General features: G+C 54.4%; 16 protein-coding genes. All 16 read right to left on the reverse strand.

What is annotated here, in order from left to right; translation table 11 throughout:
* Positions 1-3 precede the first annotated feature (3 nt).
* The 16 genes from HV242_RS13155 to HV242_RS13230 all read right to left on the reverse strand — a co-directional run bounded on the left by HV242_RS13155 (position 4) and on the right by HV242_RS13230 (position 16683).
* Positions 4-801: a PP2C family protein-serine/threonine phosphatase gene (locus HV242_RS13155; RefSeq protein ID WP_014170545.1), complete on the reverse strand. Its 798-nt coding sequence runs from the start codon at positions 799-801 to the stop codon at positions 4-6.
* Positions 798-2582, reverse strand: a complete 1785-nt coding sequence (gene tagH / locus HV242_RS13160; RefSeq protein ID WP_063858474.1) for a type VI secretion system-associated FHA domain protein TagH — start codon at positions 2580-2582, stop codon at positions 798-800. Before tagH ends, HV242_RS13155 begins: the two co-directional genes overlap by 4 nt.
* Positions 2583-2988: 406 nt before the next feature.
* Entirely contained in the window at positions 2989-3342 is a 354-nt protein-coding gene (locus HV242_RS13165) for a T6SS amidase immunity protein Tai4 family protein (RefSeq protein WP_063858475.1), read from the reverse strand.
* Complete coding sequence (locus tag HV242_RS13170; protein WP_040017742.1) at positions 3339-3830, reverse strand: type VI secretion system amidase effector protein Tae4; 492 nt, start codon at positions 3828-3830, stop codon at positions 3339-3341. Before HV242_RS13170 ends, HV242_RS13165 begins: the two co-directional genes overlap by 4 nt.
* A 59-nt stretch (positions 3831-3889) precedes the next feature.
* Positions 3890-4372 carry an Hcp family type VI secretion system effector gene (locus HV242_RS13175; protein ID WP_014884229.1) on the reverse strand — a complete coding sequence of 161 codons (483 nt, stop codon included), beginning with the start codon at positions 4370-4372 and terminating at the stop codon, positions 3890-3892.
* Positions 4373-4552: 180 nt separating this feature from the next.
* Complete coding sequence (locus HV242_RS13180) at positions 4553-4978, reverse strand: T6SS amidase immunity protein Tai4 family protein (RefSeq protein ID WP_044868590.1); 426 nt, start codon at positions 4976-4978, stop codon at positions 4553-4555.
* Positions 4975-5481: a type VI secretion system amidase effector protein Tae4 gene (locus HV242_RS13185; RefSeq protein WP_063858476.1), complete on the reverse strand. Its 507-nt coding sequence runs from the start codon at positions 5479-5481 to the stop codon at positions 4975-4977. Before HV242_RS13185 ends, HV242_RS13180 begins: the two co-directional genes overlap by 4 nt.
* Positions 5482-5546: 65 nt before the next feature.
* Positions 5547-7046 (reverse strand): type VI secretion system contractile sheath large subunit, encoded by a 1500-nt coding sequence (tssC, locus tag HV242_RS13190; protein ID WP_014170549.1) that lies wholly within the window; start codon positions 7044-7046, stop codon positions 5547-5549.
* Between the two features lie 3 nt (positions 7047-7049).
* A complete protein-coding gene (tssB, locus tag HV242_RS13195) occupies positions 7050-7574 on the reverse strand; it encodes a type VI secretion system contractile sheath small subunit (protein WP_008502644.1) in 525 nt (174 codons plus the stop codon).
* A gap of 75 nt (positions 7575-7649) precedes the next feature.
* Positions 7650-8666: a type VI secretion system protein TssA gene (tssA, locus tag HV242_RS13200; protein ID WP_063858477.1), complete on the reverse strand. Its 1017-nt coding sequence runs from the start codon at positions 8664-8666 to the stop codon at positions 7650-7652.
* Positions 8667-8677: 11 nt separating this feature from the next.
* A complete protein-coding gene (tagF, locus tag HV242_RS13205) occupies positions 8678-9394 on the reverse strand; it encodes a type VI secretion system-associated protein TagF (RefSeq protein WP_020883457.1) in 717 nt (238 codons plus the stop codon).
* Positions 9395-9410: 16 nt separating this feature from the next.
* Entirely contained in the window at positions 9411-13031 is a 3621-nt protein-coding gene (gene tssM / locus HV242_RS13210; protein WP_014170553.1) for a type VI secretion system membrane subunit TssM, read from the reverse strand.
* Positions 13032-13033: 2 nt separating this feature from the next.
* The gene (locus HV242_RS13215; protein ID WP_020883455.1) at positions 13034-14272 is read right to left on the reverse strand and encodes a DotU family type VI secretion system protein; all 1239 of its coding nucleotides are present in this window, start codon (positions 14270-14272) and stop codon (positions 13034-13036) included.
* Positions 14273-14289: 17 nt separating this feature from the next.
* Entirely contained in the window at positions 14290-15633 is a 1344-nt protein-coding gene (gene tssK / locus HV242_RS13220; RefSeq protein ID WP_020883454.1) for a type VI secretion system baseplate subunit TssK, read from the reverse strand.
* Between the two features lie 28 nt (positions 15634-15661).
* On the reverse strand, positions 15662-16165 hold the full coding sequence (tssJ, locus tag HV242_RS13225; RefSeq protein ID WP_014170556.1) for a type VI secretion system lipoprotein TssJ: 504 nt from the start codon (positions 16163-16165) through the stop codon (positions 15662-15664).
* A 23-nt stretch (positions 16166-16188) separates the two neighbouring features.
* On the reverse strand, positions 16189-16683 hold the full coding sequence (locus HV242_RS13230; protein WP_014170557.1) for a hypothetical protein: 495 nt from the start codon (positions 16681-16683) through the stop codon (positions 16189-16191).
* Between the last annotated feature and the right edge of the window lie 551 nt (positions 16684-17234).

Consider the following 17234-nt stretch of genomic DNA (forward strand, 5'->3'; position numbering starts at 1 on the left):
TGTCTAATCAGTTCCGCAGGGAAGAAATTGTGCTGCGTCAGAAAGCGTATGCAGCAAAGTGGTGTCCTGAGGGTTGCCCATCCATACCGCCAGGGCGGTATAGTTATCCTGAGCATTCCCCTCCTGTTCGCCATTCTTTTGGATGATTTGGTTCATTAAGGTCAGCCACTCTTGCGGCGTGTTAACCATGTGCAGCGACTGTTTCATCTGTTCTTCGCTGACGCCGTGCCAGAAACCGTCTGTACAGAGTAGAAATGCATCTCCGTCTTCGACCTGCACCACATCGCTGTAGCTCGCTTCTGGCCCACCGTTTTCAATACCCAGCGCCAGATAGAGCAAATTGCTGTTGAGGTTATCGGTGTCGTGCCCTGCATCTTTCATCTGCTGAACCAGGCTGTGATCGGTGGTGACATGCCACAGCCAGCCCCGGCGAAACAGATACAGGCGGCTGTCCCCGGCATGTGCCCAGTAGGCCAGCCGGTAATCTCTGTCGATAAACAGACTGACCAGCGTGGTGCCCATCCGACGATAATCCTGAACCGCCTGCTGTTCGCTGAGAATGGTACGATTCGCCGTTTGCACATAGTCGCGAATATGCTGCGCGTTCAGGTGCTTGTCGCCATCGAAGCGGGAGATAATACTGTTGCGGGCCAGTTCAGCGGCCACCTCACCGCCCGGCAGACCAGCGATACCATCACAGACGACAAAGCAGGCTGAACGTTCCCCTATGGTTTCTCCCGTCTGATCCTGGTTGCTGGCGCGCGTCCCCTGGCGGGAGAGAGAAGCCGTTGCGATATTCATTTTTCTTCCGATCCGCTCTGTGAGTCTTTGTACTGATTCACCTCCATGTCATAAGCATGGAGGAAGGCTTCGCCAAACAGGGTGTGGAAGTCATCCTCAATCTCGCCTGCCGTTTCACCATAGCTGCGGACAAAGTAGTCCCACAGTGCGGCTTTGCGGCTGCCCGGCAGCGCCAGTCGGGAGGTCATCCCGTTCTGCTTCGCCTGCTCTTCCAGCTGTTCCGGGTTGAAGGATTGCAGCATGGCGGCAATGATGGCGCGGATACCGGAGATCATACCCAGCTGATGCGCCTGCAGATCGATCAGCGCGTCACGCACGGATTTTGTCGGCGGCATAAAGCCCGGCATTGGCGTACCGAACATCTGGATCAGAACGGTTTTCCCGGTCGGCAACAGTTTGAACGGGTTGTTGGCATCATCAAGTACCATGGTCATATCGGCTTTTACGCCGCGCTTGAGAATAGAGCGCGAAGAAAGCAGCGCCACGGTGCCCTGAGAGAACATGCCCAGAATTTGCCCCAGCTGACGCATATTTTCGCGGTCAAACTGCGGGACGGGCTGCATTTCGCTGAGCCCCATCCCTTCCAGCAGTGCCTCAAGTAATTCGCCCTGCAGTACTTCACCCTTTTCGCCATTATGGGCTGCTGGCGACGCCGCGTTTTTGACCGGGTCAATACGCAAACGCCCTTTAGGTGCCTGGGCATTACTGCGCGCCACGGCCTGCGGGGTTGGCATGGTGAAGCCGGCATAATCCGGTCGCGCCGGCTCTTCTTCTTCCGCGCGCGGCGGCACCTGCGGCTCAGGAGCAAACAGCGGAGAAGCGGCAAGGACGTCCTCTTCCTGTTCTGCTTCCGGCTCTGGCGTCAGGTCTGGCTCAACGACGGCCTCTGGCTTATCGCCGACAATTTCATCCGGATGGGTTAACGGTGCCCCGCCCATCAACCCGAGGGGGTCATCATTTCGTGCGGCAGGTGCGCTGGCACTACCGCCAAACAGTGCCAGCGGATCGAGTTCATCCGTCTGCTCTTCTTGTGGCTGCGCAGGTTTAGCTTCATTGGGCGGCACCAGCGTAGACGGGGTGACGTCGTCAAAAATGCTCTCTTTTTTGAACAACGCTTCGTCACTGAACAGCGTATCCGGATCCACGTTCTTACGCTCAAGCTTCGGATCGCTGTCATTGAACATCGCCAGCGGATCTTCAGCGTTACGCTCAGGTGCGACAGGCTGGGAGAACGGATCGTGCGACGCTGCCGGCTGCGGCTTCGCCCGAGAACTGGAAATGCTGTCGGAGATAGAGAACTCCTGCATCAGGCTATCCCAGATTTCCGACGGCACAGCAGTCGGTTCCGCCTTCCCGCGCGGGGCGGCGCTCGCAGGCTTTGGCTGCGGAGCTGCCGCAGGGGCCGCGGCTGGACGCGCCTGCTGCTGCATGGTCGCCGCCATGCGACTGACTGGCTGCGTATCATGAATCAGTTCGGTCACTTCGATGCGGTAATCATCAATACCGAGAATGTCCCCATCCTGCAGCTCAACCTGACGCCCGCGCTCAAGCGGAATGTCATTCAATACCACGCGGGTGACGCTGCCACGGTTAGTGACGCGGCATTCGCCCTGGGCGTCAACGTGAACAATGGCCTGCAAACGCGAGATGGTGCGGTCATTGTCCGGCAATACCAGATTGTTATCCGTACCGCGCCCAATGGTGCCGCCCGGGGCATAAAAATCACAGCTGCTCTGCGGCGGCTGATGACCGGGTTTTGTAGAAATAATCGTGAATCGCATGGCGTATTCCTGCTGGTATGATTAGCGCTCAAACGCTGCCGCTCTCGGGGCGAGAACGGCGGCGTTTGAGCGTAAAGTTAATTAGAACTGAGATTCCATTGTTACTTGCCAGAATTAAAAGCATTTAAAAATAGCCACCGTAAAAATAATCTTTTTGTTATACGAAGAGATCCAGACCATTTCAGAATCAGACGAAATGCCATTACACTTATGGAAATTACTTTTCGTAGCAACCCAGCTTGCGTTAATGGCTGATAGACTCACGAAACCTCGCTGTAATGGTTTCGACAATCAATATAAAAAGTCATCACCAGAACAAAAGAAAAATTTCAAAAGTGGAGAACAGATTCGAACTCACGTTCTTCTCCACGTAATATTAAATTATTCATTTGCCCACCAAATGACTCTATTTTTGGGTGTTTAGCTTTCGAATTGCGTCGCTGTTGGTGATTAAGTTGCACTTCAATACCTGATAATGGCCCGGTTCGCTACCGCCTACCTTCTCTTTAAGTAAGGAAACAATAATGTTGTCCGCTTTTTCAAAATTCTCTGCAGGTAGATTACTTGCTTCGAGCCATGCGGCAGCGCTGGCCTCTGCATCATCTTTTAAACTCTTACTGTCCGCAATCTTACTGATACAACGATTTTGCACCCAGTTTTCAAAGATTTGTTGTTGAGTAAAAGCACTGACATCAGGCAATGTTTGGGCATAAACAACGGTGGCATTTAACGCTAATGCGAGCAGTAATAAACGTTTCATTTCAGGCTCCAGAATGTTGCATTAGTAGGAATAAACGAACCATTGCCGGGTGATCCAAGGAAATGGCAATCATCCGAGCAAATATTTCCATTCCAGAGTGTTACATGTCCGGTTGCATCACTCCACCCATGGCCGGTAAAGATAATAATGCCTTGCTTGCCTGAAAATTGTGCTGGTGTAGGAGAGGCGACTGACATATCTGCATGCCCCAGAACAGTAGGAAGAAATGCAATCATATCTTTAACGCGGAACATATAGCGTTTTTTGTCATTTCCGGTCACTGTCGCGTATTTGCTATTAGACGGAATAGGTATACCACAATAATTCAAAACATAGCTCATACGTATGGGACAGGCATTTTTAAAAATACCAGCATCGATATTATGCTGAACTTTTCCACCCAATAATTTGCCAACCTGTTCCACATTAACGTTAACTTCTTTGAATCTGTTCCAGGCAGCACCAAAAGCAGGACGCATAGCAGACATTCTTCTTTCTCCATTCAAAGAAGGTCACGTAAAAGTGAGCCCTTTCGGGCCCACTATCATTACGCTTCTTTGTTTTCTTTAATGTTCCAGCCAGCGCTGCTTTCAGCACCTTTACCACCAGCAGTGGTCTGCTCCCAGTACTGCTGTTTCACTTTCGCAGCCTGGAATGCATAGGTCACACCAACGGTGTCGCCGTTGTCTGCACCGGTGTACTGAACAGAAGTTACCAGCACATCTTCCAGCGTGATGCGGGTATATTCAACTTGCTGACCACCCGCTTTGCACACGGACAGTTCAACTTTAGTCAGGTGCTTACCGCTTGCGCAGTGTTTGAGAATTGCTGTAGTGGATTTGTCGATCAGAGCGTTAACGTGCAGATCGTTAAAGTTAACTTTACCGGCACCGCCGCCGCCACCAACACTCATATTACCTGGCTGGGAAGCGCCCCAGGAGAAGGAGGTAATATCAGTCCAGCCGGTGTGGTTAGAATCTTTAGATTCGCCCGTAACACCCTCGACCTTCAGAAACATATCAATAGCCATAATATCTACTCTTCGTGGATGAACAATATTGCTTTCGAAAAAGCACTTATATGGCAAACAGGAAAGCATGGGGCTGAATAAAACCGTCCATATTTTACCTCTGCCTCATATCAAATGACCCGTGTCATTTGACAGTCTTGACATTCCCCCTGAATGAAAGGAAAGAATGTGAAGTCTTTACTACTGCGGATTATCCTGAAGCCAGGTACGGTCAGGATTACCGATAATTAATTGAGGTACAAGTTTATTAAGTTCGTCACTATGATAAAGACGTAGACAGTTTAACGTTACGCCTTTGACATCGGGTTTTATCTCAGAATGAAAGGCATTGGTTGCGCCTTTATATTTATCAATAAGGGCATTAATTTTATCATTGCCATTTTCAATATCGAAAGGCACCCATTCCAGTAATGCACTACTGCTACGGGCTGCATCCAGAGAAAACTGGCTTTTATCATCTGAAACTTGAGCCAGACAGCGAGAAAAAACAACGTCTTTAACAACTTGCTTATAAGGCATTTTTTTGACAAACATCACCGGATCGTCAGTTGCATAAACAGAGGCGGAACTGGTGAGCAACAGTAGACTGGCAATTATTTTTTTCATGGCAACTCCCAAAAATTGGCTTTGGTCGTCGTGTAATTCGTCTCCGGTGCATTGAAATAACAATGATCCGAACAGGTTAAACCATTCCAGAATGTGGCATGACCTGCGGCGTCACTCCAGCCCTGTACCTCAAACAGAATTACGCCCTTTTTGTTGGCTAATTGTTGAACGGGTAAGGAAGGAAAACTCACGACCATGTCAGGTTTACCCCACTGACGCGTCAACCAGGCAATAACATCCTTTACCCGATAGAAGTACCATTTATTATCAGCACCGGATACCGTGAGATTTGCAATACGCGGGACGGGATGCCCGGTATAGTTCAGAACATAACTCATGCGTACGGCACAACTATTTGACCACCCACCCTGATCTTGCGGTATTTCGAAGTTGTGCTTAACCTTGCCGCCGATAATTTGCTTAACTTTGCCGATAGAATCATTTGCATCGTAAATACGTGTTGCCGCCGCCCAGGCAGCAACAAACGAAGGTCTCGCGGTCATATTTCCTCTCACATTTCCATGCTATAAAGCAGGCGCCGGGTAAGGCCTCCCGGCGGCAATCATCATCACGCGTCTTTCGTCTTCAGTGACGGCAGTTTAGAAACCAGACGCAGAGAAACGGTCAGACCTTCCAGCTGGTAGTGTGGACGCAGGAAGAATTTCGCGGCGTAGTAGCCCGGGTTATCTTCAATTTCCTGCACCTGCACTTCGGCAGCCGCCAGCGGTTTACGGGACTTGGTCTCCTGTGAGGAGTTAGCCGGGTCGCCGTCCACATAGTTCATCACCCAGTCGTTCAGCCAGCGTTCCATCTCTTCACGTTCACGGAAGGAGCCAATTTTGTCGCGCACGATGCACTTCAGGTAGTGGGCAAAGCGGCAGCAGGCGAACAGGTACGGCAGACGGGATGCCAGACGCGCGTTAGCGGTCGCATCCGGGTCGTGGTACTCAGCCGGTTTCTGCAGAGACTGCGCGCCGATGAAGGCGGCAAAGTCAGAGTTTTTGCGGTGAACCAGCGGCATAAAGCCGTTCTTCGCCAGCTCGGCTTCACGACGATCGCTGATGGCGATTTCGGTCGGGCATTTCATGTCCACGCCGCCGTCGTCGCTCGGGAAGGTATGACACGGCAGGTTTTCAACCGCCCCGCCGGACTCCACGCCGCGGATTGAGGTACACCAGCCGTACTCTTTAAAGGAGCGGTTGATGTTGGCAGCCATGGCATACGCGGCGTTCGCCCAGGAGTAGCTGTTGTGGTTCGCGCCATCGGTCTGCTCTTCGAAATCGAAGCTGTCGACCGGGTTAGTGCGAATACCGTACGGCAGGCGCGACAGGAAGCGCGGCATCACCAGGCCAAGGTAGCGTGCATCTTCGGATTCACGCAGTGAACGCCACGCGGCATACTCGGTGTTCTGGAAGATTTTGGTCAGGTCGCGCGGGTTCGCGAGTTCCTGCCAGGACTCCATCTGCATCACGCCCGGTGCGGTACCGGTGATAAACGGACAGTGGGCCGCCGAGCCGATACGTGCCATCTCGCCCAGCAGTTCAACGTCCTGCGGACTGTGGTCGAAGTAGTAGTCGCCAACGATGCAGCCAAACGGCTCGCCACCAAACTGACCGTACTCCTGCTCGTAGATTTTCTTGAAGATTGGGCTCTGGTCCCAGCCCACGCCCTTAAAGCGTTTCAGGGTACGACCCAGCTCCTGCTTGGAGATGCTCATAAAGCGGATCTTCAGCATCTCGTCGGTTTCAGTGTTGTTCACCAGGTAGCTCAAACCGCGCCAGGCGCTCTCCAGCTTCTGGAACTCTTCATGGTGAATAATCTGGTTCACCTGCTGAGACAACTGCTCGTCGATACCGGCAATCAGGTTCTGAATGGTGCGGTAGGTGTCACTGGAGAAGGTAACGGTATTTTCCAGCGCCTGCTGCGCCAGCGTTTTTACCGCACTTTCCACCGCGGAGCGCGCCTGATCGGTTTTCGGGCGGAACTCTTTGTTCAGCAGCGCGCTGAATTCATCCTGGCTGAACGCCTGACCACTCTGCTGCTCGTGTTGTTGAGTCTGGTTGCTCATCGATTATTCCTCGCTACCTTTCGCACTTTCGTCATTTTTCGGCAACTGGCTCAGAGATTTGAGCAGCGTCGGATCCTGCAGAATTTTAGCGATCAGCTCTTCCGCGCCGTTTTTGCCATCCATATAGGTCAGCAGGTTGGAGAGTTGAGTACGTGCTTCCAGCAGCTTGTTCAACGGCTCAACCTTGCGGGCTACCGCGTCCGGCAGGAAGTCGTCCATGCTGTCGAAGGTCAGATCAACGTTGAGCTTACCTTCGCCGGTCAGCGTGTTATCCACCTGGAACGCCACGCGAGGTTTCAGCGCTTTCATGCGCTCGTCAAAGTTATCAATGTCGATTTCGAGGAATTTACGCTCGTCGACTGCCGGCAGGTTTTCCACCGGTTTGCCGACCAGATCGGCCATGACGCCCATCACAAACGGCAGCTGAATTTTACGTTCTGCACCGTAGATCTCTACGTCGTACTCGATCTGCACGCGGGGGGCACGGTTACGTGCGATGAATTTCTGCCCACTGTTACTCATTGCCATGATGTTCTCCATCAAAGATGCGCGGTGAAGGTGAAACGGCAGGCTCCATGCCTGTCGTCATAATGCCAGGACGCGTTATTCGCGGCGTCCAAAGATGTTTTCCAGTTGGTTAACGCCGTCTGGCGCCAGGTCGCGAATAATGTCCATAAAGTTAAGTTCTGACAGCCGCTGCACCCGTTCAATCATCAACGGTGCGGGGTGGCTCGGTTCGTACTGCGCAAAATACTGTTTGGCTTTCTCCAGCATCAGCTGTGCATCGGCGCGGCTGGTGACCTGCACGCTGCGCCAGTCTGTAACCTGCTGAACGGGTTGTGCGACCGGCGGTTGAGGTTCAGCGCTGAGCTCAGCCTGTGCCTCCCGGTTGGGCAGCAGCTTGCTGATGTCGGTCACCTGACAGGCGCTGGCGACCAGCCCGACGGTTTTCAGCAACTGTTCCATCTCCGGAACGCCGCTTTCACCAAGATGGCCAGTGAGCAACTCGCGAATGGCCAGCAGCCGTTCGTTAATCACTATCACCGCCGACGTGCCCGGCTGATCGCCGCGGGCCAGCTCGTCAATCAGTCTTGGACGACCACCGGGATAATCCGGACATTCGGTTTTACTGCCATCCAGCAGTGCCTGAGCGTCGCGAAGTGAAATTTCATCGCCATTTGATCGCAGCAGCGAGGCGTTACGCACGGCGACGGTCAGGTCAGACTTATCACTCAGCCCGGCCAGGGCGTTAATGCGGTAAAACGGGTCGGTTTCGCCATATTCTTCCAGCAGCGGATAGAGCGGCTCCCAGTAACGCGTGATCGCCTCCTGCACCAGTAACAGCCCGTCGGCGTAGCCCGCAAGGCCGCGGCGACGTGTCCATGCATGCGTTAACGCCAGCATGACGCGCAGATCTTTGGTGCGGCTCAGCAGGCTGGTGGCGAATTTTTCCACCGTATTCCAGTCAGCAGGTTCTGCCGGAATGATGGTGTCGCCAAACTGCTGCTCTGCTTTGCCCTGGCTGGCCTGATTCATGAGCTGGAAATCAGCGTCATACTCCAGGTTTTCGCCACAGGGCTTGTCGGGGCTTATTGGCGCGAGAAATTCTTCGATATTCATAAGATCCCTGCTTATTCAAACATGGGCGGATAGAGACCGTGACGGCCCGGGCGGGCGCCACCTGCCGGGTCGAACAGCAGCGTAAAGAGCTGCCCGGTGAAGTTGCCGCTGTGAACATGGGTGTAGAGCGGGTAGCCGTCGCAGCGGTTGGTCCACCAGTAGCTGGTCTGGCGAAGCGGGTCAAAGCACTCTGCTGCCTGAGGCCAGCCCAGCGTGCTCTGGCCGTCTTCGTCATAACCAATCACATCGAGAATATCTGAGCGCTTTTGCGGCTCGACGGGCTGTGGTGCCGGAATGGACATCAGCATGTCATCGAGCTGTGAGGCAGAAAAACTGTTACGTACCGCATGCAGGCCCAGACGGCCAATCTGCTGATACCAGCTTTCAGCCTGACTGAGCAGACGTGATGACCAGTCCGCGGGGGCAAAGCTGAGCTGAATGCAGACCGGATATTGTCGACCAACGCTGTCACGTCCCGGCAGCAGGCAGCCCATCTGAATCATCTGGCTGCCCAGCATCGGCGGTACGACAAAATTCCAGACCGGCGCTTTGTTAAACGGGCGCTCACCGCTGCGCTGCTCTTCCTGCTGCCAGGCCAGCAGGCCGACCTGGAACCAGTGCGACCACTGGCGTTGCAGGGTGTCAGGAAAGCGACGCTGCAAAAAATCTCCGGCGCTGGGCAGTTTGCCATACCAGCTGTAGCGGTTCATCGCAGGGGTATTCGTCATACGGCTGTCCTTGCGGTTATGGGCATGAGAAACGGGGAAGCTGGAACGGGTTACGAATACTGTTTGGCGCAAATTCCAGCGTAACCTGATGTCCGTCTACGTTAAAGGTCGCCTGGCGACTCAGACTTCCCGCCCCGGGGCTGGTACGCGCTTTATCGAAAAAGCGGTTCAGCGCCCAGGAACCGTTAGTCACCAGCGTAGCCGTGCTGCCGTTAGCCAGACCCAGCTGCATACGCACCTGGTTAGTCCCGCCCGGCCCCGGCCAGTTCATGATCTGCACAGCCTGTGGACCGTGGCTGTAGCGCAGCAGTTGACCGTCAACATCCAGCGTCAGGTTAAGGATTGTGTTATCCATTCTGACGGTGCGCACCGTCACTTTGTAAGATGGCGTGGTGGCACCGTTAGCAAAGAAAGCATCGCGAATGGACTGCGCCTGCTGGAACGGTCTCAGGAGCCCTTCACTTCCCGGCAGCGTTTTTCCATCAATGCCCGGCATAAAGCGCCAGTTCGCCTGCGTGGTATCGACTTTATTGGTCAGGTTGTCACGAAAGAAGGTGTCCATCAGCCCGGTGCCTGGCGCAAACATGCGCGCGAGATCGTCCGGCGTGACCTCCGTACTGGCGCTGCGCACCAGCGGGTAACGGCCAGCGATTGCCTGACGGCAGAAACCGCCGACTTCGACGTTAATCCGCTTACGCACGTTTTCGAGGTCGCGACGCTGGGTATCACTGCTGGCCCCCACCGCCATATTGCTGAACATGGTTTGCAGACCGCCCGGCAGACGACCGGCACTGGCCTGCAGACGGCTAATCGCCTCGCCTCCCGGAGCAGGCATGCCGCTGTTGGCCGCGTCCTGAACGGCAGTCAGGTAGCGGTAAAGTTCATCGACCTGCTTGAGAAAATCATCAAAGACGATGGTCTTCCCGCCCTTCTCCAGCGGCTGCGCCAGCTCAATCATTGGAGCATAGTGATCGGTTACCAGCTGTTCAGGTGCCTGAGTGACCACCGCGGCCTGCGTCGGGGCATTGTCATTATTACTGAATAACGCTTCGAGCGTGCGGGTGGCACGGTTGCTTTGCGCTTGCGCTTTACCGGCATCATCCGGGGCTGGCGCATTGCGTGAAAGCGTCAGGACCTGGCTCAGGTTCAGCACCAGACGGCGCAGCGGCGAGTTTGCCCCGGAGAGCAGACGCGCGGTATTGATACGCTGGGAGAGATCGGCGCTGTTATTAAGCTGAATGTCGGCGAGGAAGCGATCCCAGTTGGCGATAAAGTCGCGCATGTAGAGCTGACGCACGGCGTTATCGATCTGCTGTTTATCTTCCTGGGCTGAGGTCGCCCCCAGCACCCACGCATCGTCTTCATGCAGAGCAGTGGTGACGCTGTCAATCTGGCCGTTGAAGCTTTTCCAGTAACCGTCCGGAGTATAAAGACCCGGTACGCCTTCACTCACCGGCTTGCCGCTTTTGCGTGAAAACACCAGCTCGCTCTGCGGACCGCCCAGGTCGGAGAGCGATACCGGTTTCAGGTTTTCATCATGCTCCAGCAGACGCTTCAGACGACCATACACCCGGGTGGAAAGCGGCTGCTGGTTGATTAGCGCCCTTTCACGCGCGACCAGGGATTCATCCTGCGCGTACGGCGAGGCCTGAATTTTCGGCTCAAGCAGCTGTGTCAGGTGCCACTCAAGCTGCTGAAGCTGCGCCTGAGTCACGTTCTGCGGCAGGTTACGCTGCAGATTAAGCATTACCCAGGAGTGCAGGAATTTGCCGTCGTAGTGCTTCGGCTGATAGAGCATCTGGTAGGCCTTCAGCGCTTCATAGCTGTATTCCACATCGCTGCCGTTATCGTTGCGCAGCCAGGTGGTGATATGCATCGCCACGGCAGGGAGCAGCATCTGGTCCAGCGCTTTCTGGTACAGAGACTGCGATGCATCGCTGACGTCATCGCCACGATAGAGCCCCATACGGCGTGAGACAGGCGGATCGTTAACATCAAACGCGTCACTTTTCGGCAGATCGACCAGGCCATTCAGCAAGGGCAGAAGGTCAAACAGATCGCGCTGAGGCTGATTCTGCAGCGCCTTGCTCTGCTGATCCAGCAGCGGCACCTTTGCGTCCACCTCTTCCAGATAAGCCTTGTTCCTGGCATAGCTGGTCAGCCACAGTCCACCGAGGATCACCAGCAGGGCCAGCAGCGCCGCATAGCCGGACCAAATGACGGCGCGGTTACGCAGTTCCCACCAGCGGTTTTCCCCGGCGATGCCGGCTTCCTGGAAAATGACGTTTTGCAGCAGGTTCTTGATGAAGAAGCTCTGCCCTTTCGCCCCTGGAATCGGAGCCTCTTTGCTGACGGAGTCCCAGCGATTTCCCTCTTCACCTTCCGGTAAGGAGAGCGCACGGTTAAGTTCGCCCATCACCCGGTCAAACGGCATGCCTTCCTGGGTACCACTGGCGAAATAGATCCCGCGCGGGGAGAATTCGGTTTCAAAGTTAGAGCGGGCAAAGACCGTGCTCAGGTAGTCAGCCAGCAGCGGACGCAGTGCGGCAAACTCCTGCGGGAAGAGATACGCTTCCGCGCGCGCTTTTGCGTCATGCTCTTGCAGCAGAGTTTCCGGCAGTCCGGCATCCAGGCGCTGCTGTAAGAGGGAAAATTCCTGCTGGAAGTTACCCATCAGGTCGTAATCAGCGTGTTTGGTTTGCTCCCACGGCAGCGTGAAGCCCCAGATCTGGTCGCGCTGCGCTTTGTCGTAATCGGCAAACCAGGCACGGAAGCCTTTAAGCAGGTCAGCTTTGGTCACCATGACATACACCGGGAAGCGAATACCCAGTTGCTCATGCAGCTCAGAGAGACGCTGGCGCAGGTTGACCGCCTGCTGGCGTGACGCTTCAGGCGAGAGCGTCAGCAGATCAGAAATGCTGATGGTAATAATCACACCGTTGATCGGCTGGCGACGGCGATACTTACGCAGTAACCCCATAAACTCAAGCCATTCACCGGCGTCCTGAACCTGTTCGCTCTCCTGGGTGGTATAGCGACCCGCGGTGTCCAGCAGTACGGCCTCGTTGGTGAACCACCAGTCACAGTTACGCGTGCCGCCGATCCCGCGCAGCGCGGTCTTACCGAAACGGTCGGCCAGCGGGAATTGCAGTCCGGAGTTGACCAGCGCCGTGGTTTTACCGCTGCCCGGCGCGCCGATGATGACGTACCACGGCAGTTGATACAGATATTGCGTGCTAAAGCGCTGCGTCCACTGGGCACCCTGTCCCGCTTTGCTGAAGTGCGCTTTTTTCAGCATCTGTGCGGCTTCGTCAAAACGGCTGGCGAGGATCTGCTCCTCGTTGTTCAGTCGCTTCTGCGGATCCGCTGCTTCCGGGCTGGTGGTGTTCTCATTGAGTTTGTCCATCAGCTTGCGGTTCAGCCAGGCATTGTACAGCCGCGGCAGAATGTGGCCCTGCGCCCAGAGCAGATAAACCACCGCAATACTGATGATGCGGTTCTGTTCAGATTCGAGCGGTCGGGTGTCCACGATGGACAACAATGGGCCAATCATCCAGATAACCGCCGCAAGCGCAGTGACGCCCAGGAAGCTCCACAGAATGCGATTGGTCAAAATGGAAAGAAGAGTAGTCAGCATCCTTAGTTTCCTTGCGGCAATCCGTTCAGCTCAGCCTGGGTATTTTCAGGCGACACCAGCAGAGTAATTTCCACCCGGCGGTTACGGGCACGGTTTTCCGGCGTATTGTTAGGTGCCACTGGATTAATCTCGCCGCGGCCTTCCGCTTTCACACGTTCAGGTTGAGAGAGGCTTCCCTGCAGCATTTTCTGAACTGACCGGGCACGTTCCAGCGACAGTTCATAGTTAGAGGCAAAGCGCGCACTGCGAATTGGCACGTTGTCGCTGTAGCCCACCACCAGAATTTTACCGCTGACGTTATTCATGGCCTGTGCAATACGGTTTATCACCGGCTCATAACGGTCACGTACCACGGTTGAGGCGGAAGCAAACAGGCCGTCCCCTTTCAGGATCACCACGCTACGGTCCGCTTCATCTTTTACCGCAACCAGACCGGCTTCAATTTCCGGCTTCAGGAAACCACGCAGGTTCAGCACCGCAGGCAGCTGGCGGGCAGGTTGCTGGATAGTCGTTTCGGGAAGCTGTGACTGATAAATTTTTGCTAATACCGGGTTGGTGTTATCGCCAAGCCGCCAGTTAAGCACGATATAGAACAGGCAGGCGATAAACCCGGCCAGCGCCACGCAGGCCCACAGAGGTACCATGGGTCGCCATAGCTTGCGCAGTACCGGACGATCTTCCGGATGCGGAGAGAGCTGTGGCGGGTAACTGCCACGCACGCCTCGAATCATCTGCCACAGCCGTTGCTTGATGGTTTCAAGCTGGGTGCGGCCATTATCCAGCACCCGATAGCGCCCCTCGAAGCCGAGCAGCAGGCAGTAGTTGATCATCTCCAGCAGCAGAATATGTTCGCGCGGGTTTTGCGACAGACGCGCCAGCAGCTGGAAGAACTTTTCGCCGCCCCAGGTTTCATTATGAAACGTCACCAGCAGACCATTGCTGGACCAGACGCCGCTGCTGCCCCAGGGGGTAAGCGCGGCGGCCTCATCAAGTGCCGTACACAGGCAGTAACGTGCCCCGACGATCACCTCATAGGCCAGACCGGCCTGCTGACAGCGCACTTCGAACCGGCGGATCTCATCGATCAGGCGCTGGCGCAACGCCACCTGATCGTCATGTGATACCGAATGACGGATTTGCGGAATCGCATTGAGCAGCGGATTGGCGGCCGCCACCAGCTGATTGTTGCTACTGGCTCCGGTAAACGCGGCATCACTGCCGGTATCCTGTCGTTCCTGCATATTAAGCGCTCGCTTTATTATTCAGTCGGGCTACGGATGGCCCAAAACTCCATATCAAGTCCCGGGAACTCGCCTGCGAGATGCAGGGCGAAAGCGCCGGACTTATCCATCTCGTGCCACAGCTCGCTCCCCTTCTCCAGCTCGAAGTAGCTGTAGCCTGCATGCCAGGGGATCTGCGGCGGTGCGACCGGCATGGCGCGCAGCATAATGCCAGGCAGTTGCAGCTGAACCAGATCGCGAATTTTCGAGACCGGCGCCACTTTCATCTGGGCAGGGAAATGGGTTTGCAGGTGTTCGCCCGGCACGTTGGCTTTGACCGCCAGCACGAAACCGAACTCACGCACCATGCTGGTTTCCGGCACGGTCGCGATGTTCAGACCGTGGGAACGCTCGTTAAGCGGCAGTTGAATGGCATGGTCTTCCATCACCAGAGATAGCCCCTGACGCAGCAGCATCATCAGTTTGCTGAAGCAACCCGCGAGGTCGTCGTGATCGTAAATCGGCAGCACGCTTTCAGCGGTACGCTGAGACGCCCAGGTGGCGAGCTCGGTCGCAAACGGCAGCCAGCTGCGCCAGAGTGTTTCCGGATGCAGCAGCGGAAGCGTTTTTAAATGCGAAACCTCGCCCAGATGACGGTTCACCAGTGAGAGCAGCGTGAATTCAATCAGTTCCGAGGTATTAAAGCGGCCAGGCTGGCGCAGACGACCGCCAATTTGCTGGCTGCGCTGTACCAGTAAGCCGTGCAGATCGTTAATCATGCTGTAGATCTGCGGGCTGTTATTGGCGTTCAGCATCGGCGGAATGTAGCTGCTATCGAGACGCACGTGGTTATCGTTGCGTTTCTCGGTCACAAACGCCACACCGATAGCGGTCCACTCTGCCGTTACATCTTTTTCCAGCATCAGGGTCAGACGCAGGCGGCCAAACTGTACGGTGGCATCGCCTACCGACATGGCGTTGTCGTCTTCCACCTCTTGCTCAAAGGCGATGAAGCGCGCCAGCGAGGCCGGCTCTTCACTGAAGATCACCTCTTCTCTCTCTCCACGGCGAACCGGCAGTGCGAGCACCACCTTTTCATTGGTGAGATTGTCAGGGATTTTCAGCGGCACCGGACCATTGCGGCCATTGCGCACCTGGAAAAAGGTTCCGTCAGGCAGCAGTCCGCTGCAGTAGCTCAGGGCAATGCATCCCTGGCGCAGCATCGCTTCGTCCAGCTCAACGTCGAGAAAGCCCCAAAGGTATGAACGCTGCAGCGCACCCCATTCACGAACGTGGTTGAGCAGATAGCTTTCAGTCCGCTGAAAATGGTGTGGGCGCAGGAACATGCCTTCGGTCCAGACGACCTTTTCTGCTTTCGTCATGATGATGTAATTCCTGTTATGAAGCGCGTTACTGGCTGATGACCCGGATGCCATTCACGTCGAGAAAAACGTTGGCCTGGAGTTCATCCGCTGACCATTTCCAGAACTGGTAGATATGGTTTTCGCCTGGCACAGGCAGAGGGAGTGAAACGCGCCATTTTTTGCCATCCAGCATCTGATATTCCGCCATCACACCAATGTAGCGGGCGTCGGGAGAGCTCTGTCCACTCAGGGTTTTCGAGAGCTGACCCGGCATCAGGAAGAAAACATCGCTGTTCAGCAGATTCGCGCCAAGCGTGGCTGACGCGTTGTTCTGCAGGGAATAGAAGTCGCTGGACATGAAATCCGCATCGGATTTCAGCAACAGCACTCTGACTTTTAGCGGCGCAGATTCATTGATTTGTGGATGAGCCTGAAACTGCAGATTGTAGCGGGAAGGGTCGCTGTGTGAAGACGACGTACAACCACTGACAAGGGCGAAAATCGCCGCGTAAAAGACGGACCACAACCAATGAAAATTTTTATTATTCATAAAAATACGCTCAGGGACGCGGTTTAGTTCAGGATCCAGGTACCGTTAGCGCTGTCTTTGCAGGCTTTGCTGTTACCGTCCACATCAACACAGGTTGCCTTCTTACGCACCTTCGCGCGCTGGGCCTGCTTACGGACGGTCGCTTCGTACTGATCGGCTTTGATCACTGCGCGCATCGGGACGTAGCCAATCAGCTGATCATTTCCCTCATCGGCAAGCGCCATCCAGTAGTGCTCAACCTGACCCAGGACCACATACGTTTTACCGGTTTCCAGGGTACGGATAACCTTTCCGCCGAAGTCAGGACGGCTCATCAGCGAGGCCGGATACATGGCACGATACGGCTCATTGAGCTGAGTAAACTCTGCAGGAGGTAAAACAGCATGACGGTGGGTTAACGTGACGCCATTGACCTGGCTGGTCACGATCGTGTCGTCGTTGATCACAGGTTTCTGCGGCGCTTTACAGCCCGCCACCGCCATTACAAACAGAAGTGAAAACAGTACGCGCATTTTCATATGCTTTTCCGTAGCGATATTTCGATGATGGAGATAAAGGGGATGAAGTTTGACTTAGGTGCTATTGTTAAAATAGTCAGTATATTTTCGGGGCGTTACTATTTAAGGGCATAGCTACCGCACGAGCCCTTCAGAATAAGGCCCAGCGTCTTCCTGACATATTTTGACAAACGGTAAGCAAGTTTACATGAGCTTGCCACCAATTCAATATTTACCGCTTCATAACTGATGGTTAATGAAGCACTCGAGACATTATAGGATTAATCTGAGAAAAAAATACGATTTAGCTAAAATCGTCTATTCCCCTCAAGCCAAAATCGCATATCCATCTGATTTAAAATGAAATTCCACAAAAGAGAATCACTTTCATTAACGCAATACCCCTATTACTGCCACTACCATAATTAGTAGAATCTGGCTTTATGCGGGGCGAAGAAAATATATCCAATATGAATTATTTGTTGCATTATCGAGGTAACTTTCAATTTCATCCAGACCTGTCTCAATATATGAAATTGTTTCAGGGAAACTGAGAAAAGTTAATTTTACAC

The sequence above is a fragment of the Enterobacter sp. RHBSTW-00593 genome, assembly GCF_013784105.1.
GTDB lineage: Bacteria > Pseudomonadota > Gammaproteobacteria > Enterobacterales > Enterobacteriaceae > Enterobacter > Enterobacter ludwigii.